Genomic DNA, 26,072 nt, shown 5'->3' on the forward strand with positions numbered 1-26,072 from the left:
ATGAACATCATCGAACTGACGGATATTTGCAAAACGTATGGCCGCGGAGACGAGCAGGTGCATGTGCTGCAAAACGTTTCGCTTACCGTCCAGACAGGCGATTTCGTAGCGATCGTCGGTCCCAGCGGTTCGGGTAAATCGACGATGATGAATACGATCGGCCTGCTGGACACTCCGACATCCGGTACATACAAGCTCGACGGGACCTCTACCGAGAAACTGAATGACAGCCAAATGGCGGTGCTGCGGAACAAAAAGATCGGCTTTATTTTTCAGCAGTTCAACCTGCTGCCCCGGTTGACGGCGATCGAAAATGTGGAGCTGCCGTTAATCTACGGCGGGATGGGAAGAAGCGAACGGAGAGAGAAAGCGGTCCGGATGCTGGAGTCGCTTGGCATGGGAGCGCGCATCGGCCACAAGCCGAGTCAGCTGTCCGGGGGGCAGCAACAGCGCGTGGCGATCGCCAGAGCGCTTGCAGGCTCGCCGTCGCTGCTGCTGGCCGACGAGCCGACGGGGGCGCTCGACTCGAAGACCGGCTCGGAAGTGCTTGAACTGATGATTCAGCTGAACGAGCAGGGCAATACGATCGTGCTGATCACGCACGACCTGCATATCGCCGAACATGCCAAGCGGGTCGTGTCGCTGCGGGACGGAGAAATCGTGGAAGATAAACGAAACGAATCGCTGCCGAGACAGGCGGTGTACGTATGAACTTTTTTGAGCTGGTCATCATGGCTCTGCGCACGATCTTAGGCAAGCCGATGCGGACGCTGCTCACGATGCTGGGCGTCATTATCGGCGTCGGCTCGGTCGTCACGCTCGTATCGATCGGACAGGGGACCGCCGCCCAGATCGAGAAGCAATACGAGAATCTGGGCACGAACCTGCTCGTCGTCAACCTGCTCGGCAACGGCCGCGCAACCCAGCTCGATTACGAGGATCTGATGGAGCTGGAGATTTTGCCGGAGATCGAGTCGATCGCGCCTACGGTTACGAAGGCGGGCTCCAATGTGAAGTATGAGCGGACCTCGGAGTCGTTTAACGTCATCGGGACGAACGACCGCTACTTCACGCTAATGAAGACGGAGCTCGCAGCCGGACGCGAGCTTGTGCCCGCCGATGTCGAGTTTCGCAACCAGGTTGCGGTTATCGGCAGCGAAGCGGCCAAAACCTTGTTCGGCAATGTCGACCCGATCGGCTACGATATCAATATTGACGGACTCGTTTTCACGGTAGTCGGTACGTTGAAGGAGAAGGGGTCGAACATCGGCGGAACTTCCCCCGACAGCTCGGTCATCGTCCCGATCGAGACCGCCCGGCGCGCCTTCAAGCTCGGGCAAATCCGGACGACTTACCTGGAAGCTCCCGAGATCGGCCAATTGGTGACTGCACAAAATACGATTACTCAGTTTTTGACTTACAAGTTCAAAAGCAGCAACGGCTTCCGCATCTCCAACCAGGACGAACTGATGAACGCCAGGAAGGAAGCGTCCAGCTCGCTGACGAATCAGCTGATCAGCGTCGCGCTGATCTCGCTTCTGGTCGGCGGAATCGGGATTATGAACATTATGCTCGTGACAGTGAGCGAGCGGACCAAAGAAATCGGCATCCGCAAATCGATCGGGGCCCAGAGACGGCATATTCTCATGCAATTTCTGATGGAGGCCGCGGTCATCAGCGGACTGGGAGGCTTGCTCGGCTTGCTGCTCGGCATCGGGGCGTCGCTCAGCTGGCCGTTGTTCAATCCGGGACAACCGACTGAGCTTTCGCTGGAAATCGGGATTTATGCGTTTTTGTTCTCCGTATTCGTCGGAATCATATTCGGCCTGTACCCGGCGAACAAAGCGTCGCGCCTGAAGCCCATCGACGCGCTTCGATTCGACTAAAGACATGGAGGTAGTCCCCTATGAGACGAGACAAAAAAGGCGTCATCGCTTCGAAGGCGCAAAAGCTGCTGCTCGCCGCTTCGGTATTATGCCTGACGTTCTCTCCCGTTACCGCTTCTGCGGGAAAGGAGGGAGTGTACGCGAGCAGCAGCGTATACTTTACGCTGGAGAAAGTCCGGTATTCCACCGCTTCCGACGATTCCATCCTGCGGTTTGCCGTGCAGCTTCATAACGGCTCAGAGGGGAACGTCGATTACAATTGGTACGGCGTTCGCGTAACCGACGCATCGGGATACAGCTATTCCGCCCAGTTGACTGGCAAAAACAACGCGCGGGTGCAGTCGGGCAAAGCGAATGAATTCGCCTACGAAGCGCGGCTGCCGAAAGGGTTGCCGGCGGATGAGCTGAAAGTGACGCTGTTCAGCTGGAGCTACGGCTCCGCCGTCGCGATGAACGATCTGGGCTCGTTGTCGGTTTCCGCCGCTATGCAGACGGACGTGCAAGACGCGCCTGCCGCGGTCGTACCGATGGCTCAAGCCGACAGCTCGTATGCGAGCGATTCGAAGGTATCGTTCCGTCTGGGCAACGAATATTTCGTCTATGAAGACGACACATGGAACTTGTATGCGGATCTGGTGGCGGAGAACATCTCTTCGTCCGGCTTCGCGCTTCCCGCCGGTCTGAAGATGAGACTGGAAGATCCGGACGGGCAGACGGTGGCGGTTACCGTGCTGGACGGGGCGGACAAGCCGCTGCTGCCCGGCAAGCCGCAGCGGCTGACGGTCCGCGCTTCGGTTCCCGGCGATGCGCGGGACGGGATGTGGGATCTGCAGTTTTATTATGCGAGCGGCAGCGAATCGGTCGTGCTGGACAGTCTGGCAGCGGGCCGGACGGCGAAAATCTCTTCCATCGGCGACTCCCGCGCCGTATCCGACTCGGCCGGTTCGGATTCGGTTTCCGTACAGGTCGAATCGGCGGTCGTCTCGCAAAATGATGACGGCAAATGGGTGACGGCCAAAGTAAGAGTTGCCAACGTCCGCAATCAAGTGGTCGCGATCCCGAAACTGACGGCTATGTTCCAAGCCGGCAGCGGCGGCGTTTCGGTAGCGGCGTCGGATACAGCGGTTCATCCCGCCTATTTGTCCCAAGGAGAGACGGAGCTGTTTTCCTTCAGCGCCTTGCTGCCGAAAGGGATAGACGTCGACGATCTTCAACTGGCCCTGTTCGAAACGAGAAACGGCTCTGCCGCAGGCAGCTCCTCAACTGGCAGCGGAACTGCGGGCAATACAGGTGCTGCAAACACCGGAGGCACCAATGCGACCGGCGGTACGAACAATACGAATACAGCTGCCGGTTCCAAGACGGTGCCGATTTTGCTGGCCGGCTTGCAAAAAGCGCAAATTCACCAGCAAGGAAGCGGAGTGCCGTACAATCTCGGGGACCATGTCGTCCTGGCGCTTGACGAGAAAATCGACGTAGCCGTGATGGAGCTGAATACGTACGAGAACGAGAATTACGGGTTCACGACAGCGGTTGCCAAGCTGAAGGTGACGAACCGGGATACGACTACGCTTGCGCTTCCGGATCTGACACTGGACCTGACCGACGAATCCGGGCGGGTCTACTCCGGCACGCGGCAGACGAACGTGATCTCCCAACTGGCCTCGGGCAACAGCTATCTGGTGACATATTCCTTCTCGGTTCCCGAAGCTTCCGAAGACAAGCCGGTTACGCTGCGCATGTACAAAGCCAAGGAGACGATTCCGCTGGCGGCCGTGTCGCTCGGATACGGGCAAGAGGATACGACGGACGCGTCCTGGAAGGTATATCCGTATGCGATCGATATCAAGGAGTCGGATCTGCTGCTGAACGGGCTGCTCAGCTCCACGTTCACCTATACGCTCAAGATGAACGCAGCGCTCACCCGCAAGGATACGATTATCGCGGACGCGGCCATATCCAAGCTGCAGTTCGACGTCGTCGATCCGTTAGGTTTCGTCATCGGCTCGCAGACGCTGCCGTTCCAGGGGACAACCCGGATGGTGAATCAGGAGAATACCTTGAACTTCTCGAACCTGAAGCTGAACAGCTTCAGCCATACGAACTATGTAAAAGTGTATGAACTGATCGAAACGCCGAACGGTGTCGTCAAAAGATTTCTCGGCGTTTTGAAATAAAGCATCGGAAACGGTATGGCCCTGCGGGGTTATACCGTTTTTTTCCTTTTGGACGGTTGCCCGTCCGGAACATCTTGACTACAATAACTAGGAAGGGATTGGAGGAGGACAAACGATGAAACGGAAAATAGCGATGATAGCGGCAGGAATGCTGATAGCTGCATCCGGAGTCGCGTGGGGAGCCGGAAGCGGGGAGTACAAAGGATTTCCGGTCGTGAACGTAGTCGTGAACGGAAAGACGGTGCAGGGCGAAGCGCCGGGCATCAATCTGGAAGGAACGACGCTGGTGCCTCTTCGGGCAATCGGGGAGTCGCTTGGCGCGAAGATCGGCTGGGATTCCGCTACTTCCACCGCTACGCTAACGATAGCGGCTAATACCGGAAACGGATCGGGCAATCCGCCTGTCCCCAAGCCGGTCGATAAGGAGACGGAGGCGCTCCATCCATATATGATTAAGTTTTCCGAGAAGATCCAAGAATATTACGACAATCTTCCGGTTGCCCGGGAGAAAATTCGGATCGCCAAAGAATTTTACGAAATTCGTGGCGACAATTTTTATTTTCAGCAGCTGGATGTCAACTTGTTCGGCAAAGCGGATACCGCTTTTACCGATCTGATGGTGATGAACGGCGCCCCGGAGATGAACAAGGCAAGGGAGAAAGGGTATCCGGTCTTAACGCTGGTCCAGGTTGCAGAGAAAATCAGGACGGCGATGGGCTCTTACAAGCTGTCGGCAGACCATTACAGATCGTACAAGCAGACGGACCGCAAAGATTATTTGGACTTTTATATTACCAATTACAGCATCGCTTACGAGGATGAGCTGAAAGCAAAGGAAATGCTCAAAGCCGCGGTTGCGGAGCTGACGGATAAAATGAAGCAAGGAGCGCCCGGCGAGTAGCCGAGCGTTCTTTGCTTATTGGGAATGATCATATGTATTGTTTTCCAAACGGTCGGTACAATTCTTCCTTCTACAGCATTCCCTGAATACGCAAAACGGAACCGATGATCCTGCGGATCATGGCTCCGTTTTAAGTTATAGTTTTTTGAAATTGGCGGATAGGGCCATCGTATAACGACTGTGTTACAGGACGCGGCGGGCGGTTGTGTAGTGGTCTTTCCACCATCCGGAATTGATGCTGGAAATCGTAACTCCCGGCTTGCCGTACGTATGCATCACTTTACCGTTGCCGATGTAGATGCCGACATGATGAATCGGGGAATAGAAAAAGACGAGATCCCCAGGCTTCAGCTGGCTTTTCGGCACGAATTTGCCGACCTTCGATTGCTGTTTGGACGAACGCGGAATGTTAACGCCATGCTGACGGAAAATATATTGGGTAAAGGACGAGCAGTCAAACGAACTGGTGTTGCCTGTCTTTGCGCCGAATTTATAACGGACTCCCATATATTTTTTGCCTGTATTAATTATTTTCGTAGCTTTGGACGTTGCCGATACGGAAGCGGATGTCGAAGCCGCTTGGGCAGAGTTGGAATTCAGGAACATGCCTCCGGAAAATAATACGGAAAAGCTCAGTGTGACAGCAAGTGCAGCTCGTCCGATACGTGTGTTTCTAGTCTTAATCATAACTTCCTCCTCGTAAAATATCGGATTGGGTGATCACCTGCTACTACCATACCATATCGAAAAGCACCGGAAATTGGAAAAGCTTTGTGAAAGCCTTTTCCGGCATGGGTTTCCGTGCTATTATGAGAATTTGATGAGAATTTTGCACAAAATTAGGGTTGACAAGGAGCAGTAAGCGTTATCATTTGCCGATTTACGCGAACTTTGAGTTAGAGTGCGCTTGTAAAAGAGAGGAGAACGGAATCATTGACGGGAATACGAATAACTAGCGGAATTATCGTGAGTTTGCTTTGCGCCGTAGGGTTTGGCGCTATTGCGCTGCTGATCGGCGATCAGAGAATCGAAGGTTTCGACAACGCGGTTATCTCCTTCGTCCGGGGGGTGGAATCGGATGGATGGACGAAGGTATTCGTCTTTTTCACCTGGATGGGGTCCGGTTTATGCGCCGGGATCATCTCGCTTGCGGCCATGGTATTTCTATACGCTGTACTGGGGCACCGCAAAGAGCTGATCTTGCTTGCTTCCGTAGGCGCAGGTTCATGGATACTGAATGAGACGCTGAAGGCGATCTTCGAGCGTGCCAGACCGACGGTAAACCGGATCGTGGAGGCGGTCGGCTACAGCTTTCCGAGCGGACATTCGATGGGCGCCTTCAGCTTGTACGGCATTCTCGCGTTTCTGCTGTGGAAGCATATCCGTTTTGTGAGCGGGCGTATCCTGCTTCTGGTCGTCAGCGGTTTCTTCATCCTGATGATCAGCGTCAGCCGGATTTACCTCGGCGTTCATTATCCGAGCGATATCGCGGGCGGTTATTTGGCAAGCGGCTGCTGGGTGTTTGCGGCGATTTGGGTGTACCAAAAAACGGTTGCGTCGAAGCAAGCCGCTGGAGAGAGCAGAAAATGATGGAATGAGAACATTTGTTCTTTACTGACGGTGGGGATAGTGGTATTATTTGGGTATCTCTATATGGAAACGGGAGGCCCGGATCGTTGAATCGATACGACAGCTTAACCGAGTGGAACGCTTTGTTTCATAACGCCTTGGAGTCGTTTGTCGAGAAGCTGAAGCAGGACGAGCAAGTGATTGCCGCGGTATTGTTCGGCAGCTTGTCCTATGATCAGGTTTGGGAGAAGTCGGATCTGGATCTGAAGCTGATCGTCCATGACCAGAAGCTGGCCAGAAGGATGATGTGTTTCGTCGAACAAGGCATCTGGATTAACGCAACGATCGACACTCGCAACGACTTCAAGCGATGGATGGAGCGTTCGGTTCAGAGTTCGATCGGGCATTCCATGCTAGTACGCGGCAAGCTTCTGTTCACGAAGGATCGGACGATCGAGGAATACTTCGAGCAGATCCGCCATATCGGCGAACGCGACCGGCAATTGCAGCTGCTGCAGCTTGGCTGCCATGTCATATCGATGCTTTCGAAAGCGGAGAAGTGGTTCTACGTAAAGCGCGATCCGGCTTACAGCGCCTTCTGGCTGATCAAGATGGTCGACGTACTAGCCAAGGTGGAGGTCGTCCTGAACCGTGAAGTGCCGATGCGGGAAGCGGTTCATCAGGCGATGGCGTTTCATCCGGAGTTTTTTGAAGTCATTTACAAGGGACTGATAGCCGGACACACGGACGAGAACAAAGTCCGGCAGGCGCTTGATCTCGTTGCCGCTTATATCGGAGACCGGGCCGAAGAGCTGTTCCGGCCGATTCTCGATTATTTGCGACACGAACAGGATATCCGGACGATAACGGATATCGAAGAAAAGCTCGGCGCAGTCGCAGGGATGGATGCCGGTGGTCTCGGCGTTGCTTGTTCCTGGCTGGCGGACCGCGGGACGATCGTTCATGCCCCCGCTCCTGCAAAAGCGACTCCCAAGAGCAGAGTGGCGCTGGAGGAACCCGCCTTTTTCATTGAGCCGGAGGATGACTACCAATTTGGAGCGTGAAGCTGACTTTGAGAACTTATATTGAAGTGCGCGGAGCGAGGCAAAATAACCTGAAAAACGTAGATGTCAATATTCCTCGCGATAAACTTACGGTCATTACCGGTGTAAGCGGTTCCGGAAAATCGTCGCTTGCATTCGACGTCATCTATGGGGAAGGACAGCGCCGGTTTCTCGAATCGTTGTCGACATTCGCCAAAAGCCGGATGAATCAGTTGAAGAAACCTGACGTCGATTTTGTTTTCGGGCTATCTCCGGTCATTGCGATCGAACAGAAAAAAGGCGTGCTGAATCCCCGTTCGACGGTCGGCACGATGACGGATATTTACGACTTTATGCGCTTGTTGTACGCTTCGGCCGGGGAAGCCGGATGTCCGTATTGCGCGCACCCCGTGCCAGCCAGAACGGCGGCTCAGATGATCGACCATCTCCAGACGCTGCCTGAAGGGACGGAGGTCGAAGTGTCGGCTCCAGTGTTCAAGCTGTACGGGGAAGATATGGAGACGCTGTTCGACGAGATCCGGACCAAAGGATTCCGGACGGTGAAGATTGACGGTTTGCCGCACAATCTGGGCGATAAGCTGGAGCTGGATGAAGAAACGGATTATCAGCTTGAAGTCGTGATCGACAAGATCGTGGTCAAGCCGGGCCTCTTCAAAGAGCTGTCCAAAACGATCGAGAACAGTTTAAGTTTGATCGGAGAAGGATTTATCCGGTTTGAGATCGTCAAGGCTCCGAAGGGAGCGCGTATTGACCGTAAGCGGTATTATGCGGACTTTGCCTGCCCGGAGCATCATCTGACGATGGGCGAGCTGCAGCCGTTTTACTTTTCCTTCAACGATGCGGACAGCGCTTGCCGGACTTGCGGCGGCATCGGAACCTTTATGCGGGCCGAACCGAAGTTTCTGATCAAAAATATGGAGAAAAGCTTAAACAAAGGCGCTGTCGATACGAAGCTGTTCAACCCGAGCGGGACGTCGTCCTGGCGGTGGCTTTTTTTCTACAGCTTGGCTGCGCATTACGGGTTCAGTCTGGACACTCCGCTGCAGGAACTGCCCCGGCACGCTTTGGATGCGCTGTTATTCGGTACGAAGGGGCAGCGTTTCGTAATGACCGTGCCGGAAGACAATCCGAAAGCGAATAGCCGTCATGCCGGACAAATGGTCAGCTACAGCGGACTCGTCAATCAGGTGAACCGCTGGTACAAGCTGTATACGAAACGGAATGCGAAGAGCGCTTCGGATGACGAGTTTTACAAGCGGGTGATGATCGAGCATACGTGCCCGGACTGTGACGGGAAAAAGCTGAAGCCGCAAAGATTTTGCGTTAAAGTGGGAGAAAACGATATATACGAGCTTTGCAATATGCCGCTGACCGAATTGAAACGGTTTCTGGACAATGTACGTTTTGCGCCTGACAAAGAGCGTGTTGGAAGCCAGATTGTCCAGGAAATCGGGACGAGGCTCTCGCTGCTGATCGACATCGGTCTCGATTACTTGAATCTCGGACGCCGCTCCGACACGATCTCGGGCGGAGAAGCTCAGCGTATTCGGCTATCCACGCAGATCAGCTCGGGGCTGATGGGCATGTTGTATGTGCTTGACGAGCCCAGCATCGGACTTCATGCGAGGGATACGGTGCGCATCATCGATACGCTCAAGCGTCTGCGCGATATCGGCAACACGATTATCGTCGTCGAGCACGATCTGGACACGATCCGCAGTGCCGATCATATTATCGAGGTCGGTCCGGGACCGGGAGTGCGCGGAGGCAGCATCATCGCACAAGGGACCGCCTGCGAATTGGGAGCGGACGACGCTTCGTTGACCGGGGCTTTTTTGTCCGGCGCCAGGAAGATCGAGCTTCCTCTCCGCAGAAGACAGTCCAGCGGACTGTCATTGTCCATTAAAGGCGCGCGGGCGAACAATTTGCAGAACGTTCAAGTCGATATTCCGCTCGGAATGATGGTCTGCATCACCGGAGTATCGGGATCTGGCAAGAGCACGCTTATCAACGAAGTGTTGTTCAAACAGCTGTACGCCTTGTTCCACGACGCACGGATCGTGCCGGGTGAGCATGATTCCGTAGACGGTTTTGAGCATATATCGGCCATTATTAATATCGACCAGTCTCCGATCGGAAGAAGCAGCCGGTCCAATCCCGCCACTTACGTCGGGTTTTTCGACCGGATTCGCGAGCTGTTCGCCGATACGGAAACGGCGGCCGCCAAAGGGTTGGCCAAAAACGATTTCAGCTTTAACCATAAGAACGGCGGCCGCTGCGAACATTGCCAGGGCGAAGGGATCGTCACGACGCAGTTGCAGTTTATGCCGGATATCGAGACCGTCTGTCCGGTATGCAAAGGAGCCCGCTTCAACAGCGAAGTGATGGAAGTATGCATCAAGGGCAAAAACATTGCCGATGTGCTCGAGATGAGCATCGAGGAAGCGGTCAATTACTTCGACGATCAACCTTACATTGTACATAAGCTAAATGTCCTGCATCAGCTCGGACTGGGCTATTTGAAGCTCGGACAGTCCTCCACCACATTGTCGGGCGGCGAAGCCCAGCGGATCAAGCTGGCGACGGAGCTCGGCAAAATCAAGCGGGGCGCCCATAATTTATACATCCTGGATGAGCCGACGACCGGACTGCATCTGCAGGATATTCAGAAGCTGATTTCCTGTATCGACCAGCTCGTGGAAGCCGGCCACACGGTCATCGTCATCGAGCACCATCTGGATATGATCAAGGTCGCTGATTACATAATCGACATGGGACCGGAAGGCGGCAAAGGAGGAGGCACGGTCGTCGCATGCGGTACGCCGGAAGAAGTCGCCAGAGTACCGGGATCGCACACCGGCCGCTTTTTGCAGGAAGTATTGTCGTTCAATGAAACGATATGGGCGCAGGCTGGCAGCAAATAAACGAGAATCACGCCGGTCTGGTATTTGCGATGCGCCAGACCTTTTTTGTATAGGGCAGACCGTTAAACAATGCGCCATCGGTTACACTAGAACGAATATCTTTAGTCGGGAGTGAGTGTTATGGAAAAGAAAATCCAAAAAATCACATCCAATCTGTGGTTTGATAACCAAGCGGAAGAAGCGGCCCAGTTTTACACGTCCATTTTCAGCAACTCCTCCATCGGACGAATGACCCGATTTGGGAAAGGCGGCCGCGGAGGCGAGCAAGGTACGGTCATGACCGTCGAGTTCCGCTTGGATGGACAAGAGTTCGTTGCCTTAAACGGCGGTCCCCAGTTCCAATTTACAGAAGCGATTTCCTTTATCGTGAACTGCGAGGATCAGGACGAGCTGGATTATTATTGGGAGAAGCTGACTGAAGGCGGAGACGAGAAGGCGCAAGTATGCGGCTGGCTCAAAGATAAATACGGCGTATCGTGGCAAGTTGTTCCGGCCCGGCTCACCGAGATGATTTGCGATCCCGACCCGGAGAAATCGGAAAGAGTCATGCAAGCTTTACTCCAAACGAAGAACAAAATAAATATAATGAAATTGCAGCAAGCGTATGAGGGTGAAGGGCTGTTATACTAGGAACCGGGAGCCGGGCATACAGGGAAAGGAAGATGGGGGCGTAGATAATGAATGTGGTGGTTACGAAGTACGACGAGAACTGGGATCGGATGTTCAAGGATGAAGCGGCCCGGATCAGCGCAATCTTTGCAGACGAACTGATCGATATCCATCATATCGGCAGCACTTCCGTTCCGGGGTTAAGTGCGAAACCGATCATCGATATCATGCCGATCGTCCGCGATATTGACAAGATCGATTCATACAATGAACAGATGACGGCACTGGACTATGAATGTATGGGCGAGCTGGGGATGGAAGGAAGAAGGTATTTCAGAAAAGGCGGCGACCATCGGACGCATCAGGTTCATGTGTTTCAGGCAGACAATAAGCGCGACATCTGCCGCCATCTGGCCGTACGGGATTACCTGCGGACCCACGACGAGGAGATGAGACGGTACGGGGAACTGAAAACTCGACTGGCCGCGTTATTTCCCCAAGATATAGAGGCCTACATGGACGGCAAGGACGCGTTCATCAAAGAACTCGAAAGAAAAGCGCTGCTGAGGGACAAAACTAACTAAATAACTAAAAAATAAGCAAGCGTATAAGAAGTTTACGATTGGCGATTGTATGTACAACCGCTCCTTGCTTACGGGGAGAATAAAGATGAATACCAATTTTAAGCTGCTTGAGATCGAATTCGATTATAACGGGCAACATCAGGTGATTACGCCGGTTCTACTGCAGGATGAACACGAACGGATTCTCGTGGATTGCGGTTATCCCGGTTTTATTCCGCATCTTGAGAAGGCGCTAGGCCGCTATGGAATCGGCCTCGAATCGATCACTCAAATCATTGCGACCCATCACGATATGGATCATATCGGGTCGATGGCGGAGCTAAAGCGTAAATTTCCGCACATTCATATTATAACGCACGAGCTGGAAAAGCCGTATCTGGAAGGCAAGAGAAAATCGCTGAGGCTCGAGCAAGCCGAGTCGTCGCTGGAGGAGATACCTCCCGAAGCGAAGCCGTATGCGGAACAGTTTATCCGCTTCCTGCAATCGATCGAGACGGCGGAGGTGGATCGGACCGTATCCGGCGGAGACACGCTGCCTTGGTGCGGCGGGATCGAGATCGTTCACACGCCCGGTCATATGCCGGGGCACATCTCGTTGTACTTGCCGGCAGGCAAAACGTTGATCGCAGCCGACGCGGTTGTGATCGAGGACGCGAAGTTGGCCATCGCCAATCCCCAATATACGCTCGATCTGGAAGAAGCGGTCCGTTCGGTCCGGCGCTTGCTTGAATACGACATCGAGCAGCTCGTCTGTTATCATGGAGGATTATTTCAGGGCGACGTACGGCAATCGCTGCATGAACTTCTCCGGACCTATCCGATCGACGGGACGAGTGCGCAAGTATAAGCGGGATCACAATTAATCCCAGTCCTTTTAGAAAAAGGCGGGGCAAGCGCAGCAAATCGGCCATTAACCGGTACTTCTGCCTTTGAATTTTAAAAAATGGTTTACCAAACGGCAGTTTTTTGATACTATTATCGCAATATGAAATGCGATGAAGAGACGAGTAAATAAATGAATTCTTTCACAGAGAACCCTGGCCGGCTGAGAAGGGGTAAAGGATTTTTTATTGAAAAAAGACTCTGAGCAGCAGGTCGGAACTCACGTGAGGGATGGCGTGCCAGGAGCTCCTGTTATAGAGCTAGAGTATAAGCATTACGTCGTAATGCCGTACTTAAAGAGGCCGGTATGGCGACATACCAGCGAATCAGGGTGGTACCACGAGTATAGGATCTCGTCCCTAAGACCAAGTCTTGGGGGTGGGGTTTTTTATTGTTATAAAATATTTGCGGCGCTGTCGAAGCTTTTGTTGTAACTTGGAATCGCCGCAGGGAACCTGCGCACCGAAACGGATGGTTTGAATAGTACATTAGTAGAGGATCGATGCATGCCACGTTTCGTTCCGGAAACGGGCGGCCGTGCAGGGAGATCTCTCTCCGGGTTGAATGATGGATCTGTCGAAAATTCCAATGTATAAATAACAAGACATGTATATCAGAAAGGAATGGATCGCTTATGTCTCAAAAGCTAAGAGTAGGTATCGTCGGAGGAACGGGAATGGTGGGCCAGCGGTTTGTTCAACTGTTGGATCAGCACCCTTGGTTTCAAGTTACGGCAATCGCGGCAAGCGCCGGGTCGGCAGGGAAGACGTATGAAGAGTCCGTGAAGAGCAGATGGAAGCTGTCTACCCCGATTCCGGAAGACGTCAAATCGATTGTCGTTCAGGATGCTTCCAAGGTGGAGGAAGTTGCGTCCGGTGTAGATTTTATTTTTTGCGCCGTGGACATGAAAAAGAATGAAATTCAAGCGCTGGAAGAGGCTTATGCGAAAACAGGCACGCCGGTTGTATCCAACAACTCGGCTCATCGCTGGACTCCTGACGTCCCGATGGTTATTCCTGAAGTGAATCCCGAGCATCTGGATGTCATTGCCGCCCAAAGAAAACGTCTCGGCACTTCGACCGGTTTCATCGCAGTCAAGCCGAACTGCTCCATCCAGAGCTATGTGCCTATGCTCCATGCTTTGGCCGATTTCAAACCGACCCAAGTCGTGGCTTCGACGTATCAGGCGATCTCCGGCGCCGGCAAAAACTTTACCGATTGGCCGGAAATGCTCGATAATGTCATCCCGTACATCGGCGGAGAGGAAGAAAAAAGCGAGCAGGAGCCGCTGCGCATCTGGGGCAGCATCGTCAACGACGAGATTGTGAAGGCGAGCGCGCCGCTCATTACAACCCAGTGCATCCGTGTTCCGGTAACGGACGGACATCTGGCTACCGTATTCGTATCGTTCGAGACAACACCTTCGAAAGAAGAAATTCTCGCACGCTGGTCGAACTACAAAGGCCGTCCGCAGGAGCTGGGGCTGCCAAGCGCGCCGAAGCAGTTCATTACGTATTTTGAAGAAGAGAACCGCCCACAAACCCAACTGGACCGCGATATCGAGAACGGAATGGGCGTGTCGGCAGGCCGGTTGCGCGAGGATTCGCTCTATGACTTCAAATTCGTCGGACTGTCTCACAATACGTTGCGCGGAGCGGCAGGCGGCGCTGTTCTGATCGCCGAGCTGCTTAAAGCCGAAGGGTATATTCAAGCAAAGTAAGGGTAACGAATAGAATAGATCAATTACAACAGCAGGTTTCCGATTATTCGGGGCTTGCTGTTTTTTGCTTTTGTAAGGAAAAGATCGATCCTGCTGTAAGAGTCGGCTGTTCAAGTTGATTGCGTTGGTTTACATTCAATTTAATATAAATATAAACCACAAATTAACTGTTGTAGCATTTTGTTAAAAAGTTTCTGCGGCAACTAAATCAATCATTGACTTATCACTCGGTTCATTCTAGTATTTATATTGAAAAGGGAATAAAAGTAAACCAGTATTAATTAATAAATTATACATCAATGAAGACATCTTGGTACATTCCTGTCGGTCCACTTGCATGTCCGGTAATAAAATCTCCCTTTTCCAATACAAGCTGGAGGGCAAAGCGATGAATGATGAAAAGCAATTGAATCGCAGGAAGTTGCTTGCGGCAATCGGAACGGCAGGAAGCGGAGCGGTATTGTACCATGTTCTCCAAGGTGCGGGAGGCGGAGCCGGGGTGGTTCAGGCGGTATATGGCGGGGGAAGCGGCCCTCATACGAACGGGCTGATCATAGTTGATTCCATTCAAACTTTACGCGGGCTCGATCACACGGTAGCGACGAACGTGTATGCAGCAGGATATTATGCACCGGGGGACGGCGGCGGAGGCAATTATGCATTCGATGGCGCCGATACGGCAAGCCCGGATAACGGAGGCACCGTCATCGTAGCCGCAGATGGAGGCAGGTGGAAATTGTCCCACACCGGCCTGATATCCGTCAAGCAATTCGGCGCTACAGGCAACGGCGTTACGGACGACGGAGTCCGTATACAGGCGGCGACCAATGCGCTTAGCGGCAAACGGCTGTTTTTTCCGAAAGGCGAGTATATCGTTTCCTCGATTACGATCTCAGATTCGATCGAATATAGTGGAGAAGGACCGGAGTCCGTCATCAGGCAAAAGGCTCTGTCCAACCGGAACATGATCCAGGTAAGCGGGAGCGGAACGCAAGTCTCCATCTTTGATATGACGATCGATCAGAACAGCGGGAATCAAACGTACGGCCAAGGCAAATTTGCGCTTAACTGCACGGCTGTTGGCAGCGGCGTATCGCGTCCGGCGATCCTGCATGTCGAACGCGTCCATATGACGAATACGTGCGAAGGAGCCATTCGCTTTCTGGGCGACAGAACCGAAACGAACCGGGAGATGCTTCGCGTCCTGCGCTGCCGGTTCACGAACGGTTCGGAGAGCAGGTCGAGCCCGGCTTATAACACGTTCACGATCTATATAGCGGATGCGGCCACCGCGACGATCGACGGATGTCATTTCGAGCATACTCCGGCGGAAGCGGGCGAAGGCATTCCGGCCATTTCGGTTGCCGGAACGAACGTATCGTCTCCGGAATATTCGAAGCTTTCCATTACGGACAATTACATCAGCGGGTATGGACGGTATACGAACGGGAGCGGCATCGGCGTGATCGACATGTATATTTGGTCCCGCAATGTCGTCGTCACCGGCAACCGGCTGGAGAACAGTCATGTAGCTCCGATCCGGGGCAAGGTGAACGCTGACAATATGATCATTTCCGGCAACATCATCCAGGGGGTTACTCAGCACATTCCTGCGAGCGGGTCCGGGATCAGCCTGGTCCCCGCTACTGTCGGGCCGGTCGCAGGACGTTACGTAATAACGGACAATATGATCAAAGGCAGCGGCTTCAGAGGCATCGAGATAACCGGGACGGCGGACAACAAGCCGGAACTGGTGGACATATCGGGCAATATGATCGATACGGTCGACGATATCGGAATTTATGTGGGATACCTGAAGCATTTCTCGATCATAAACAATACAATCTCCGGCTCTGGTGCAAGCGGCATTACGTATGCGTTGTGCGAAGGAAACGGGAGGATTGCCGGCAACTTGATCCGCTCTGCGGGGAGTACGGGAATCGGCTATATCGGGGTGCAGAAAAGCTTGAGCTTGTCCATCGAAGGCAATATGCTGGACTCGCCGTCGAGTCAAGGAATCGCAGTGGAACATGTCGGGGAACTGCTTCTGAGCGGCAATATGGTGAAAAACGTAATCTCCGTGAACGGGACGCAGCGGGCGTTCCGCATAGGCGGAACGTCAGCCGTAGATACGGCCAGTATCCAGAATAATGTCGTGAGCGGCACAGTTGCAAGCGGAGCTATTACATACACGGGAGCCGGCGTGTCCACACTTCATGAGGCCGGGAACAGCTGGAACGGGGCCGCGAAGTACGGTACGGCAGCACCTGCAGCGGGATCATACGCACGGGGCGACCTGGTATACAACACGCTGCCTTTGCCCGGAGGCTGCATCGGCTGGGTGTGTACGACGGCGGGTTCGCCGGGTACATGGAAAGCGTTCGGAACGATTGAAGCTTAAGGCAATCGCCTAGATCGCCGATTCCCGATCCCCGGCAAGCGTCGATAGCTCTGGCCCAATTCGTCGCGGCTATTCAGAGCATCGATGCCGCCGGCGGACCGGTTCCGGGACCGCATAACTCGCACAGGGGCGTGCCGCTGGCCGTACGCGACAAGGCCGTACGGGAGGCCATCGCCAATAGGAACGACGACGACAAAGCGGACGGCGATAAGGCAGCCGCCGCTTGGGAAGACGCGCTCCCGGCTCCCGTCTGGCAAGGCCCGCCGGATTGGCTCCACGGCGATCTTCACCCTGGCAACTTGGGCATCCGGAGCGGACTACTGAATCGTTTTCGTTTTCGGGGTTTTATTCTTTTTGGGCGGATGAACCAATTCCCCCGGCGTCATTCCCCAATACGTGCGGAATACGCGATTAAAGTGGCTGGGATCTCTGTAGCCGAGAGTCATCGAAACTTCGATGATCCGGACGCCTTCGAGAAGCAGCTGCTTGGCCCTTTGCATCTTCTTTTCCAAAACATAGGTTGAAAAAGGTTTTCCCAGCTCTTTTCTGAAAGCGCGGCTAAGGTGAGACGAATTCACATGCAATTGCTCCGCAATGTTCTGCAGCGACAGTTCCTGATCCGCCGATTGCTCGAGGAGCGCTATCACTTGCTTGATCAGTGGACGCATCGACGGCGCCGGAACGAAGCGAAACTGGTCGGCGAACCGTTGCATGACCCGGCGAAGCAGACATCGAGTGCCCTCGCTTAAAGGCAGGGAGGACAATTGAATAACCTCGTTATAGTCGTCTCCGGCAATGTCCTTCAGCTTCCAGCCCTGACGCTCGGCGATCCGAATGAACGTTCCGCTGAGGTAAAGCAAAAATTCCCTGATCTCATCAGCACTCCAGGCAAAGCTCCGGTGCTCCTCCCAGATGATATCCAATGATTCGTACAAGGGAGCGAGATTGCCGGACATGAGGCTAATCTCCACATCATGCTGCCAGAAGCTCCAGACCGGCTTCGGCCCGGAGTCAGGCTTGCTTGCCGGGTTGTCGTACGCCAGCTCGGGCTTGTTGTCATGCCGATCCGGCCCTTGGAGCGCGGCGGTACGCTGCGGATGCACAACTGCAAAATATTCGGCGTCAGCAGACAGGGAACCTCCTTCGAGGAGCGAACAGCGACGCTTCGGCTGAGCGGACACGACAATATGGTTACGAATACGGAGATCGGCGCCGATTATTCAACGGATCAGACGGAATTGTGGAACTGCGCGGCCAAGCTGGAAGGCGCGGCAGGCAATATGTTTGCGAACTGCGTGTTCGAAGGGGCCGATGTAGGCATTCTGATCGCCGGACCGGACAACAATTTCGTCAATTGCCGGGCGGATATCAATTACGGGCACGGCTTCTGGTTTACCAGAGAAAGCCCTACGGATATACCGCCTTGGCGAATCCGGTTATCGAATTGCTGGGCTCATCGGAACAGCCGGTACGGCAGCAATTTGTTCGATAATTTCAGAATCGATTCCGGACAATACATTAACGGCATCCAAATGACCAACTGCAAATCGTCGTATTGGAGCCAGGACGGTTGGACGCACCGGTACGGCTTGTACGACGGCGCGGGCGATACGTTGGTCGTGGCGTTCAAGGATGACGGAGCGGCTACGAAATGGTTCGACGGCATCAGCGGATACTCCGGGCCGCAGGCTAGCTTCAGCCAGCAGCTGTTCACACCTCCGAACAAAACGGCCGTACCGGATGTGAAGGGACAGTCGGTCCTCCGTTTCCACAACTCTGAGGCTACCACGATTACAGGCTTCGTAAACGAAGTGAACGGGCAAACGCTGGATATGATCACGACGAACGGCAATACGAGCATCGCCCATAATACGACGCTCAAAACCAATACATTGGCGACAAAACTGTTAGAACCGAGCAGGCTGTACCGGTTCAAATGCATATCGGGCACGTGGTATGAGACGAATTAAGCCGGCCTCCTATGGGGGGGAGCGGGGCAGATCCTTCCGCGGCGGTGCCGGCAACCGGAAGGAAGGAGAAGTGTCTATTGCAAAAAGTTCATGTACCTAAGTAAGCCGGAATAACGAGTACCGGTCTTCAAACGAAAGGACCTCAACTTCCACTGTAACGTGGAGACTGAGGTCCTTTTTCTCGAGGGAAATCGGCTCTAGACGGGCACAAAATCGCAAACTGACGTTGGAGACAGCCCCTTCTGATAGAAAGAGGGATTTCGCCGTGGTAACTTGGAAATGGAGGGGCATCGCTTGCCGGGTCAGCGAATGTTGTAACTCCCTCTTCGCGGTCGTTCGGCTCTCTGACCTGCTTCTATATAAGTTGAACTAAATGAAAGTTGAAGTCCATTACGTTGCGAAAAAAATTGCTTGAAGCTTCAGACATCTTGTTTGCAGTGTCTCGGATTGGATTGGCCTTCGGACGGTTGACACTCAAAGCTTATCCTTCCGAAGCAGCTTTCTAACGAAAGCTCTTAAGCCAAAACTCGCTTTCAAGCTAATTTCTTTTCTCCACTACATTGGGTTTTTCCATCGATGATCTTCAGTTCAACTTATATAGCGGGGAAGGAACCGAATAGGAGTGGTTTGCAGTCTTTATTTTGTCCGAAACTCGCTTGTTTAGGGAAATAAGGAGCGGTTTGAGGCTCTTAAAATCGGCAAAAAGCGTGCAGACCCCACCAACTGGTTGAAATAAGGGGGGCAAACCGCCTTTATTCGCCGCCGCCGTCCCCATATGCCGAAAATAGAGGTTGCCAGAGACTCTTATCAGCTCTTATCAGCTCCTACCAGCTCCTATCTACTCTCATCCCGCTACAGCCGGTGCTCCAAGCGGTACTGCTTCGGAGTGACGCCGCAATTGTTTTTAAAGACACGGCTTAAGTAAAACCCGTTCTGGTAGCCGCAGCATTCGGATATTTGATCCAGCGTCAAATTCGTTTCGACGAGCAGCTTCTTCGCTTTCTCAAGCCGCAGGGCGGTCACGTATTTGATCGGCGTCGTTCCCAGCTCGGCATGGAACTTCTGGCATAACTGCGCGCGGCTCACTCCGAGGGAGGCGGCTAACGCGTTCAGGCTGAACCGCTCGAACGCCTGGGATTGCATCAGAACGGTCGCCTTCCGGATCAGCGGATCTAGCGAGCCGGGAGCTTCGGCGGACGGCAGCTGCTCCGCCTGTTCGCAGTACATCAACCAAATATGGTGCAGGCAATGGCTGCGTCCGATCATGCTCCATCGCTCGTCGAGGTAATGATGCCGCTTCATGGCGGCGTAATCGTCCAGAAGCCTCTCCGTGTCGTGCAGACTTACTTTGCCGACCGGAACACGGTCCAGCCGCAGCGGGTCGAGCTCGTTGCCCTGGTCGTCGCCCCAGCCCATCCGGAGAACGAACAAGGTGACCGGAGCGATCACGACGCGTTTGAAATTAACGCCGGGAGGACAGAACACCAGATCGCCGAAGGAAGCGGTTGCACAATGGTCTTCGATCTCGTAATAAAAGGACCCGTCTTCGACCGCAAAGACGAGCCATTCGATTTGCACGCTCTCGTATTGAAAAAATTGCTCGCGCTTGACTACGTGCTGAAAATAGGTGAGACGCGGAATATGCCCGCATAAAGGAAAAGACATCCCAACCTCTCCCCTCGTCGGCCAAAGAACGGATCACGCCCAGCAGGCAATTTTTTGTATATGGATTAGATTACAAAAGTGTATGGTGAAAGTAAAGCGTTTTCTCCTACAATGAATAAGGGAAGCGGGCCTGCTGAAACCGAATACAAAGAAAAGGGGAGCGCTAAAAATGAAGCTGTCGAAATCAGTAACGGGTGTAGTGGGGACGGGTCTTGCCGTCGTTATGCTGACCGGAGCCTGCGGAGCGACGGACAATAAGGAGAACGCGCCTACTTCGGAAGCGGCTCCGAAGTCGTATGCCGACGAACCGGCGGAGCTCGTTATTTTCGGAGCGGTCGGCAATACCGAAGAGGTGTGGAACGAGAGATTCGGGACGGCGCTTAAGATGAAGTTTCCGAAGTACAAATTCACTTATATTCAAGGCTCGGCCAAAAACACGCTGCAAAGCAATATTGCCGCCGGACAGACGATCGATCTCATCCACGATTCGCTGGGCAATATGCGCGCCAACATTATCGATAACGGGTTTCAGTACGATTTGTCAACGCTTATGAAGACGCATCAAATCGATACGAGCCGGTTCGAAATGGCGGTGTTCGATGCGCTCAGCGACAAGGGGAAGCTGTACGGTTTTCCGCTGCACGACGGCGGGCTGGTGATGTACTACAACAAAGATATTTTCGATAAATTCGGCGTCGATTATCCGAAAAACGGCATGAAATGGGATGAGGCGATCGCGCTAGGTAAACGCTTAACCCGCTTCGAAGACGGGATTCAATACCTCGGCCTCGGCGTATCGATCAATCATATGCTGACGATGAACCCGTATTCGCTGCCGTTCGTCGATGAAACGGGCGGCAAAGCGGCGGTCAACACCGACGCATTCCGCAAGCTCATCAGCAAGTCGATTCTCGAGCCGACCGAGGCGAACGGATACCGCCAGTATTTAACCTCAGTGAACAAAACGATTATTAACGATAATTTCATGAAAGATAAAAATTTGGCCATGTTCGTCATGAATTTTTATTTGCAATTGCAGCCGGACTTCAACACGTTTAACTGGGGGATTGCAAGCTTGCCTGTGTTCAGCGACTTGCCCGGCGTCGGCTCGCAGCCTTACCCGAATGGCCTGTTTATTACGAGCACGAGCAAGTTCAAGGATCATGGGATGGAAGTGCTGAAGTACCTCGTATCAGACGACTTTCAAATGCAGCTGTCGCGGAAAGGGTTCATCCCTGTCGTGAAGACGAAAGCGGTCAGGGATGCGTTTGCCCAGGATACCACTTTTAAGGATAAGCAGATCGTGGAAGCCTTGTATACGAACAGACCGGCCGCCCCGATGGCGCGTTCGGTGAACGAAGGGTTGGTGCTGTCGCCGCTTGGCGCGAATCTGGCTAAAGTGATCATGAGCCAGATGGATCTGAACACGGCGCTGCGGCAAACCGAGGAGCAGGGGAATAAGGCGCTGGAAGAGGCGGTGCGCAAATGAGTACGGGGCTAAACGGCGGGCAGACTGTTACAATCCCGCTGCCGGCGAAAGACGAGGTTTACGGCGAGTATGACATCATGGTGTTCGGCGGCGGATCGGCAGGATGCACGGCGGCCATTCAGGCGGCCCGGGCCGGCAAGCGGACGGCGCTCGTGGAGAAAAACGGCATTCTCGGCGGCACAACGATCGTAGCCTCGGTCAATTTCCCCGGCCTGTTCCACGCTTGGGGCAGGCAGGTCATTCGCGGCATCGGCTGGGAGATTATCGAACGAACGGCGGAGCTGGGCGGTGCGGAGCTTCCAGATTTCTCCGTCGTTCCGCCTAGACACTGGAAGCATCAAATATTAGTGAACCGGTTTCTATACAGTGCCGTACTGGATCAGCTCTGTCTGGAGTCGGGTGTGAGCCTCCGGCTGCACGAGATGCCCGCTGCGGTCCGGAAAGGCGAAGACGGCCTGTATGTTGCGCTCGTAGGCAAGTCGGGGCTGAAATGGTTCAAGACGCGCAAGCTGGTCGATGCGACCGGGGACGCCGATGTGACGGGCATGATGGGATATGCGCGCCAGAAAGGCGAGGTGCTGCAGCCGGGAACACTGATCAACGATATCGGCGGCTACGATCCGGCGGCCGTCGATCAGAGCGAACTGAACCGGCTGTACGAAGAAGCGTTCCGGAACGGGGAAGTGGACCGCAGCCGCAACGGACTGTATAACGACCTGAGAGCGGGAAGGATCAACATGCACGTTCAACATATCGACGGCTCGGAATCGGAGTCGAGGACGGCGGCGGAAGTGAAGGCACGGCGGAATTTGCTGGACACCGTAAGGTTGCTGCGCCGGGTGCCGGGCTGCGAGAAGCTGGAGGTTCGCTATGTTGCGAATGAATGCGGCATCCGTGAAACGTGGCGTATCGACGGGGAAGCGGAGGTTGACGAGCAGTCGTACGTGTCCGGGTATGTGTGGCCGGATGCGGTATGCTACAGTTTTTACCCGATCGATCTGCACCATCACAGCGGCTACCATATCGAGCAAAAATATCTCCAGCCCGGTATCGTTGCGACGCTGCCTTACCGGGCGTTGATTCCGAAAGGAAGCGACGACCTGCTCGTCGCCGGACGATGCGTATCGGGCGATCGGATGGCCAATTCGGCCTTTCGCGTGCAGGCCAGTTGCATGGCGACCGGACAGGCGGCCGGCATGGCCGCGGCGATTGCCTCCGAGTTGAATTGTTCGGTGCGCGACGTTCCGGTGGAGGTATTGCGCGAACAGCTGGAGCGATCCGGAGCGATTGTACCGGAAATTCCGATTTCGTCCATGGAGTAGGCCGCTTCCTTTTGCCATTCTCCGGGCAACGAATAAGATGTAGAGTGTTGATGTTCTACACATCTGTTCGTACTGCGAAAGGGAGGTCAGGATAAAGGATCATCGGTCGCTGAACGCGATTGTTCGCGAGAAGATCCTTTCGCAGGGAGATCAAGCAGGATGCTTCTGTTTAGGGAACAGGGGCATCTTTTTTTGTGTTGAAAAAAACTTGGGGTGATGGCTGTGAGCCAAGATAGCTGCCGCAACCCGCACAAATAGGATCATCCAACGATCCTCCTGACGATTTCGTAACCCAAAAGGATGTTTCACGTATTAAGATATGAACATGATCCGACGAATTTATTGCGGCGTGAGTTCTATTCCGATTCGATTCATGGTGTAACCTCATTCTCCTTACGGGATACATGTTAAACAACAATAGAAATTGAGGGAATCCTATGATACATCCATATACAGATCATGCCGATGCCTGGTACCGGTTGGCCGAGCGGAAGGCGGCCCAGTATTTCGCATCGCTTGAAGCGTTGGTCAGGGACCGGACTTATGCGGCTGCTTTGACGAAAGATTTTCAATCGTGGCAAACGAATCATATCCATCGGTCGTGGCTGTCCTTGTTGCTGCGGGGCAAGAATAAACCTGACTCCCGGGATTTCAATAAATACATCCGGTGGCTGAACTATGCGGGGAAACTGGACGATTATCTGGACCGGAGCGTCTCCTACATGTATATGAGGGATCTGGGCCAAGCGCTCGATTCGCCCGGCACGTTGTCCCGGATCCAACGTATGGTCGCCGATGTCAAAAGCCGTCTGATCTGTTCCGCCGCAACCGCTAAGGGGAATCAGGCCGAAGATTTGAGCTTGGCCGGACTGTACCGGTGGGCCCGGAAGGAAGGCGTGGAGAGCGCGACGATCTGGGTCATCAACAAGCTGAGGAACGTATCGGCCCATATTCCCGAAGAGATGAACGCGGAACATGCGATGCGCAAGTTGATCAAAATTATCGTCGGCGTCGTCCTTCATGTCGTCGAAGAGATGGGGGACGAGGCGCCGCCTGCGGAACGTGCCCGCAGATTGGATGAGGCGATCCGGCTTGGTTACTCGTATGGCCTGTCGTACCCGTTTATCGACGATCTTCTCGATTCCGGGGTGTTGACCGACCGGGAGAAAGAACGGTATACCCGTCTGATCCGCACCGCGCTGCTCACAGGATCGGTGCCTGAGCTGGGCGAGTGGAGCGGAGCGAACCTGAGTATGGTTCGATTCGTGCACACGGAGCTTCGGGACGCTTTTGAGTATATTAAAAATTACCAGCGGCCGGAGGCGCAGCAACCTTTTTTTGAGCAGTCCTACGTGTTTTTCCATTCCCAGGATACGGATCGCAACAAGAAACTGTCGGATGCGACTTATACCAACGAAGAGTTGTATGTGCCCATCATCATCAAATCCTCCTCCTCCCGGCTTATTGTCCGTTCGGTCATTAGCGCTGCCTCGGATGAAGGTTTCGATACACGAACGTTTTACTACGGCATCTACAACCAGCTTGCCGATGATTTGGCGGATATGTTCGACGACAGCAAGAGCGGAGCGGTTACACCCTACACCTACTATTTCAAATACCATCGTTTGCGTCCGGATCTGATCAATCCTTACGAGCTGTACTGGGCGGTCATCTCTTATTTGATTCATCACGTATACCGTTCCGACGCCAAATCGCGCGAGGTCATACTGGATCGGGCGATCAACGGGCTGCAGCGGTTCAAGAAACGGATCGGAGCGGATACGTACAACGAAGTGATGAACGTGTTTGCCACCGGAAATCCGGAGTTCCACCGACTGGTCCACTCTATGGTGCAGCGGGCGGAAGATGTGGATTTTTTCGATAAACTGCTGCGGGACCAACTGATCGAGGTGCTGCGAAACGACAGGAAAGAAAAGGAACATTTCCGGGAGACGCTCGACACGGTCCGCCAGCAAATCAATGACCAGCTGAGCATCCATAAACCGGACGGAATTCCGCCAATGCAAGAGTCGCTTATCGATGCCGCGAACTACAGTCTGGAAGGCGGTGGCAAGCGTCTGCGGCCGATCCTGACCTGGGTTATGGGAGTTCAGGAGTACGGATTGGGGGCCGCCGCGATCGTGCCGCTGCTAAAGTCGCTGGAGTATATGCATACCGCCTCCCTGATCTTCGACGATCTGCCTTCGCAGGATAATGCCTCCACCCGCAGAGGGCGTCCCACCGTGCATCAGGTGCACAATAGCGCGACAGCGGAATTGACCGGTTTGTTTCTGATCCAAAAAGCGATTGAAGAGCAATCGTCACTGAGGTCTTTCGACGCTGCGACCGTGCTTGAGCTGATCCAATACTCGTCCCGGCGGGCAGCCGATATGTGCGTGGGCCAGGCGATGGATCTCGATTCCAAAGGAAAACGGCTGACGCTGGAACAACTGAACACGATCTGTTTTTACAAAACCGGCATTGCCTTTGAAGCGGCTCTCGTCATGCCGGCCATTCTCGCCCGGATCGGCGCGGAGGAGATCGAAGCGTTGAAGAAATTCGCTTATCACGCGGGGATCGCCTTCCAGATTAAAGATGATCTGCTCGATGTCGAAGGGGATCTGCTCGTGCTAGGCAAGCCTACCGGTCAGGATGCGGAAAATAACAATTCGAACTTCGTGACCGTACTCGGTCCGGAAGGCGCCCGGAAAGAAATGTGGGAGCATTACTGTTTGGCGGTGGAACTGTTGCAGACGATGCCCCGCAATACCGCATTTTTAAAGCATTTAGTAACGTATATCGTTAACCGCGAATGTTAACTTAGCAGATAGCTGGAAAGGAGGTCCTCCGTATGATCGTGGCGATCCTCCGGTTTGATGGACAAATGAAGCGATAATTCGGCTTTGCTG

19 protein-coding genes, 1 pseudogene and 1 other annotated feature are annotated in these 26,072 nt (G+C 53.8%); of the genes and pseudogenes, 17 read left to right on the forward strand and 3 right to left on the reverse strand.

Features of this window, described 5'->3' with window-relative positions; genetic code table 11:
- The 4 genes from IDH45_RS08905 (at position 1) to IDH45_RS08920 (ending at position 4,964) form a co-directional block, all read left to right on the forward strand.
- Positions 1-711 carry an ABC transporter ATP-binding protein gene (locus IDH45_RS08905; RefSeq protein ID WP_223836494.1) on the forward strand — a complete coding sequence of 237 codons (711 nt, stop codon included), beginning with the start codon at positions 1-3 and terminating at the stop codon, positions 709-711.
- Positions 708-1,886 carry an ABC transporter permease gene (locus IDH45_RS08910; RefSeq protein WP_190926680.1) on the forward strand — a complete coding sequence of 393 codons (1,179 nt, stop codon included), beginning with the start codon at positions 708-710 and terminating at the stop codon, positions 1,884-1,886. Before IDH45_RS08905 ends, IDH45_RS08910 begins: the two co-directional genes overlap by 4 nt.
- Positions 1,887-1,906: 20 nt before the next feature.
- Entirely contained in the window at positions 1,907-4,063 is a 2,157-nt protein-coding gene (locus tag IDH45_RS08915; RefSeq protein WP_190926682.1) for a hypothetical protein, read from the forward strand.
- Between the two features lie 115 nt (positions 4,064-4,178).
- On the forward strand, positions 4,179-4,964 hold the full coding sequence (locus IDH45_RS08920; RefSeq protein WP_190926683.1) for a stalk domain-containing protein: 786 nt from the start codon (positions 4,179-4,181) through the stop codon (positions 4,962-4,964).
- A 183-nt stretch (positions 4,965-5,147) separates the two neighbouring features.
- Here the strand turns inward: IDH45_RS08920 and IDH45_RS08925 are convergent, their stop codons facing one another.
- The gene (locus IDH45_RS08925) at positions 5,148-5,570 is read right to left on the reverse strand and encodes a C40 family peptidase (protein WP_190926780.1); all 423 of its coding nucleotides are present in this window, start codon (positions 5,568-5,570) and stop codon (positions 5,148-5,150) included.
- Positions 5,571-5,897: 327 nt separating this feature from the next.
- Between IDH45_RS08925 and IDH45_RS08930 the strand changes: the two genes are divergently transcribed.
- From IDH45_RS08930 to IDH45_RS35205, 9 genes and pseudogenes are all read left to right on the forward strand, one after another.
- Positions 5,898-6,554: a phosphatase PAP2 family protein gene (locus tag IDH45_RS08930; RefSeq protein WP_190926685.1), complete on the forward strand. Its 657-nt coding sequence runs from the start codon at positions 5,898-5,900 to the stop codon at positions 6,552-6,554.
- 86 nt (positions 6,555-6,640) lie between these two features.
- Entirely contained in the window at positions 6,641-7,597 is a 957-nt protein-coding gene (locus IDH45_RS08935; RefSeq protein ID WP_190926687.1) for a nucleotidyltransferase domain-containing protein, read from the forward strand.
- 8 nt (positions 7,598-7,605) lie between these two features.
- Positions 7,606-10,521 (forward strand): excinuclease ABC subunit UvrA, encoded by a 2,916-nt coding sequence (gene uvrA, locus IDH45_RS08940; protein ID WP_223836495.1) that lies wholly within the window; start codon positions 7,606-7,608, stop codon positions 10,519-10,521.
- A gap of 120 nt (positions 10,522-10,641) precedes the next feature.
- Positions 10,642-11,151, forward strand: a complete 510-nt coding sequence (locus IDH45_RS08945; RefSeq protein WP_190926688.1) for a VOC family protein — start codon at positions 10,642-10,644, stop codon at positions 11,149-11,151.
- 47 nt (positions 11,152-11,198) lie between these two features.
- A complete protein-coding gene (locus IDH45_RS08950; protein ID WP_190926690.1) occupies positions 11,199-11,714 on the forward strand; it encodes a GrpB family protein in 516 nt (171 codons plus the stop codon).
- A gap of 85 nt (positions 11,715-11,799) precedes the next feature.
- A complete protein-coding gene (locus IDH45_RS08955; protein ID WP_190926692.1) occupies positions 11,800-12,561 on the forward strand; it encodes an MBL fold metallo-hydrolase in 762 nt (253 codons plus the stop codon).
- Between the two features lie 139 nt (positions 12,562-12,700).
- Positions 12,701-12,960 (forward strand) — a binding site (T-box leader).
- A gap of 270 nt (positions 12,961-13,230) precedes the next feature.
- Complete coding sequence (gene asd, locus IDH45_RS08960; RefSeq protein WP_190926694.1) at positions 13,231-14,316, forward strand: aspartate-semialdehyde dehydrogenase; 1,086 nt, start codon at positions 13,231-13,233, stop codon at positions 14,314-14,316.
- Positions 14,317-14,704: 388 nt separating this feature from the next.
- Positions 14,705-16,717 carry a right-handed parallel beta-helix repeat-containing protein gene (locus IDH45_RS08965; protein ID WP_190926696.1) on the forward strand — a complete coding sequence of 671 codons (2,013 nt, stop codon included), beginning with the start codon at positions 14,705-14,707 and terminating at the stop codon, positions 16,715-16,717.
- A gap of 80 nt (positions 16,718-16,797) precedes the next feature.
- Positions 16,798-17,007, forward strand: a pseudogene (locus IDH45_RS35205) (hypothetical protein); the annotation flags it as partial.
- Positions 17,008-17,034: 27 nt separating this feature from the next.
- Here the strand turns inward: IDH45_RS35205 and IDH45_RS08975 are convergent.
- Positions 17,035-17,673: a helix-turn-helix transcriptional regulator gene (locus tag IDH45_RS08975; RefSeq protein ID WP_190926698.1), complete on the reverse strand. Its 639-nt coding sequence runs from the start codon at positions 17,671-17,673 to the stop codon at positions 17,035-17,037.
- Between the two features lie 18 nt (positions 17,674-17,691).
- Here IDH45_RS08975 and IDH45_RS08980 point away from each other — a divergent pair, with 18 nt between their 5' ends.
- Positions 17,692-18,687, forward strand: coding sequence for a right-handed parallel beta-helix repeat-containing protein (locus tag IDH45_RS08980; protein ID WP_190926699.1), 996 nt, complete (start codon positions 17,692-17,694; stop codon positions 18,685-18,687).
- Between the two features lie 852 nt (positions 18,688-19,539).
- Here IDH45_RS08980 and IDH45_RS08985 read toward each other — a convergent pair.
- The gene (locus IDH45_RS08985; RefSeq protein ID WP_190926701.1) at positions 19,540-20,352 is read right to left on the reverse strand and encodes an AraC family transcriptional regulator; all 813 of its coding nucleotides are present in this window, start codon (positions 20,350-20,352) and stop codon (positions 19,540-19,542) included.
- A gap of 169 nt (positions 20,353-20,521) precedes the next feature.
- On the opposite strand from IDH45_RS08985, the gene IDH45_RS08990 reads away from it, so the two are divergent.
- The 3 genes from IDH45_RS08990 to IDH45_RS09000 all read left to right on the forward strand — a co-directional run bounded on the left by IDH45_RS08990 (position 20,522) and on the right by IDH45_RS09000 (position 25,982).
- Positions 20,522-21,841 (forward strand): ABC transporter substrate-binding protein, encoded by a 1,320-nt coding sequence (locus IDH45_RS08990; RefSeq protein ID WP_190926703.1) that lies wholly within the window; start codon positions 20,522-20,524, stop codon positions 21,839-21,841.
- Positions 21,838-23,163, forward strand: coding sequence for an FAD-dependent oxidoreductase (locus tag IDH45_RS08995; protein WP_190926705.1), 1,326 nt, complete (start codon positions 21,838-21,840; stop codon positions 23,161-23,163). The genes IDH45_RS08990 and IDH45_RS08995 overlap by 4 nt, the downstream gene beginning before the upstream one ends.
- Before the next feature lie 437 nt (positions 23,164-23,600).
- Positions 23,601-25,982, forward strand: a complete 2,382-nt coding sequence (locus IDH45_RS09000; protein ID WP_190926707.1) for a polyprenyl synthetase family protein — start codon at positions 23,601-23,603, stop codon at positions 25,980-25,982.
- The last annotated feature ends 90 nt before the right edge of the window (positions 25,983-26,072 follow it).

Source organism: Paenibacillus oceani (assembly GCF_014705615.1).
In the GTDB taxonomy this organism is placed as follows: domain Bacteria; phylum Bacillota; class Bacilli; order Paenibacillales; family NBRC-103111; genus Paenibacillus_AB; species Paenibacillus_AB oceani.

Coding starts and splice junctions, on each gene's coding strand:
- IDH45_RS08905 (WP_223836494.1), top strand. CDS start 1: ATGAACATCATCGAACTGACGGATATTTGCAAAACGTATGGCCGCGGA.
- IDH45_RS08910 (WP_190926680.1), top strand. CDS start 708: ATGAACTTTTTTGAGCTGGTCATCATGGCTCTGCGCACGATCTTAGGC.
- IDH45_RS08915 (WP_190926682.1), top strand. CDS start 1,907: ATGAGACGAGACAAAAAAGGCGTCATCGCTTCGAAGGCGCAAAAGCTG.
- IDH45_RS08920 (WP_190926683.1), top strand. CDS start 4,179: ATGAAACGGAAAATAGCGATGATAGCGGCAGGAATGCTGATAGCTGCA.
- IDH45_RS08925 (WP_190926780.1), bottom strand. CDS start 5,570: ATGTTCCTGAATTCCAACTCTGCCCAAGCGGCTTCGACATCCGCTTCC.
- IDH45_RS08945 (WP_190926688.1), top strand. CDS start 10,642: ATGGAAAAGAAAATCCAAAAAATCACATCCAATCTGTGGTTTGATAAC.
- IDH45_RS08950 (WP_190926690.1), top strand. CDS start 11,199: ATGAATGTGGTGGTTACGAAGTACGACGAGAACTGGGATCGGATGTTC.
- IDH45_RS08955 (WP_190926692.1), top strand. CDS start 11,800: ATGAATACCAATTTTAAGCTGCTTGAGATCGAATTCGATTATAACGGG.
- asd (WP_190926694.1), top strand. CDS start 13,231: ATGTCTCAAAAGCTAAGAGTAGGTATCGTCGGAGGAACGGGAATGGTG.
- IDH45_RS08965 (WP_190926696.1), top strand. CDS start 14,705: ATGAATGATGAAAAGCAATTGAATCGCAGGAAGTTGCTTGCGGCAATC.
- IDH45_RS08975 (WP_190926698.1), bottom strand. CDS start 17,673: ATGTCCGGCAATCTCGCTCCCTTGTACGAATCATTGGATATCATCTGG.
- IDH45_RS08980 (WP_190926699.1), top strand. CDS start 17,692: ATGCTGCCAGAAGCTCCAGACCGGCTTCGGCCCGGAGTCAGGCTTGCT.
- IDH45_RS08985 (WP_190926701.1), bottom strand. CDS start 20,352: ATGTCTTTTCCTTTATGCGGGCATATTCCGCGTCTCACCTATTTTCAG.
- IDH45_RS08990 (WP_190926703.1), top strand. CDS start 20,522: ATGAAGCTGTCGAAATCAGTAACGGGTGTAGTGGGGACGGGTCTTGCC.
- IDH45_RS08995 (WP_190926705.1), top strand. CDS start 21,838: ATGAGTACGGGGCTAAACGGCGGGCAGACTGTTACAATCCCGCTGCCG.
- IDH45_RS09000 (WP_190926707.1), top strand. CDS start 23,601: ATGATACATCCATATACAGATCATGCCGATGCCTGGTACCGGTTGGCC.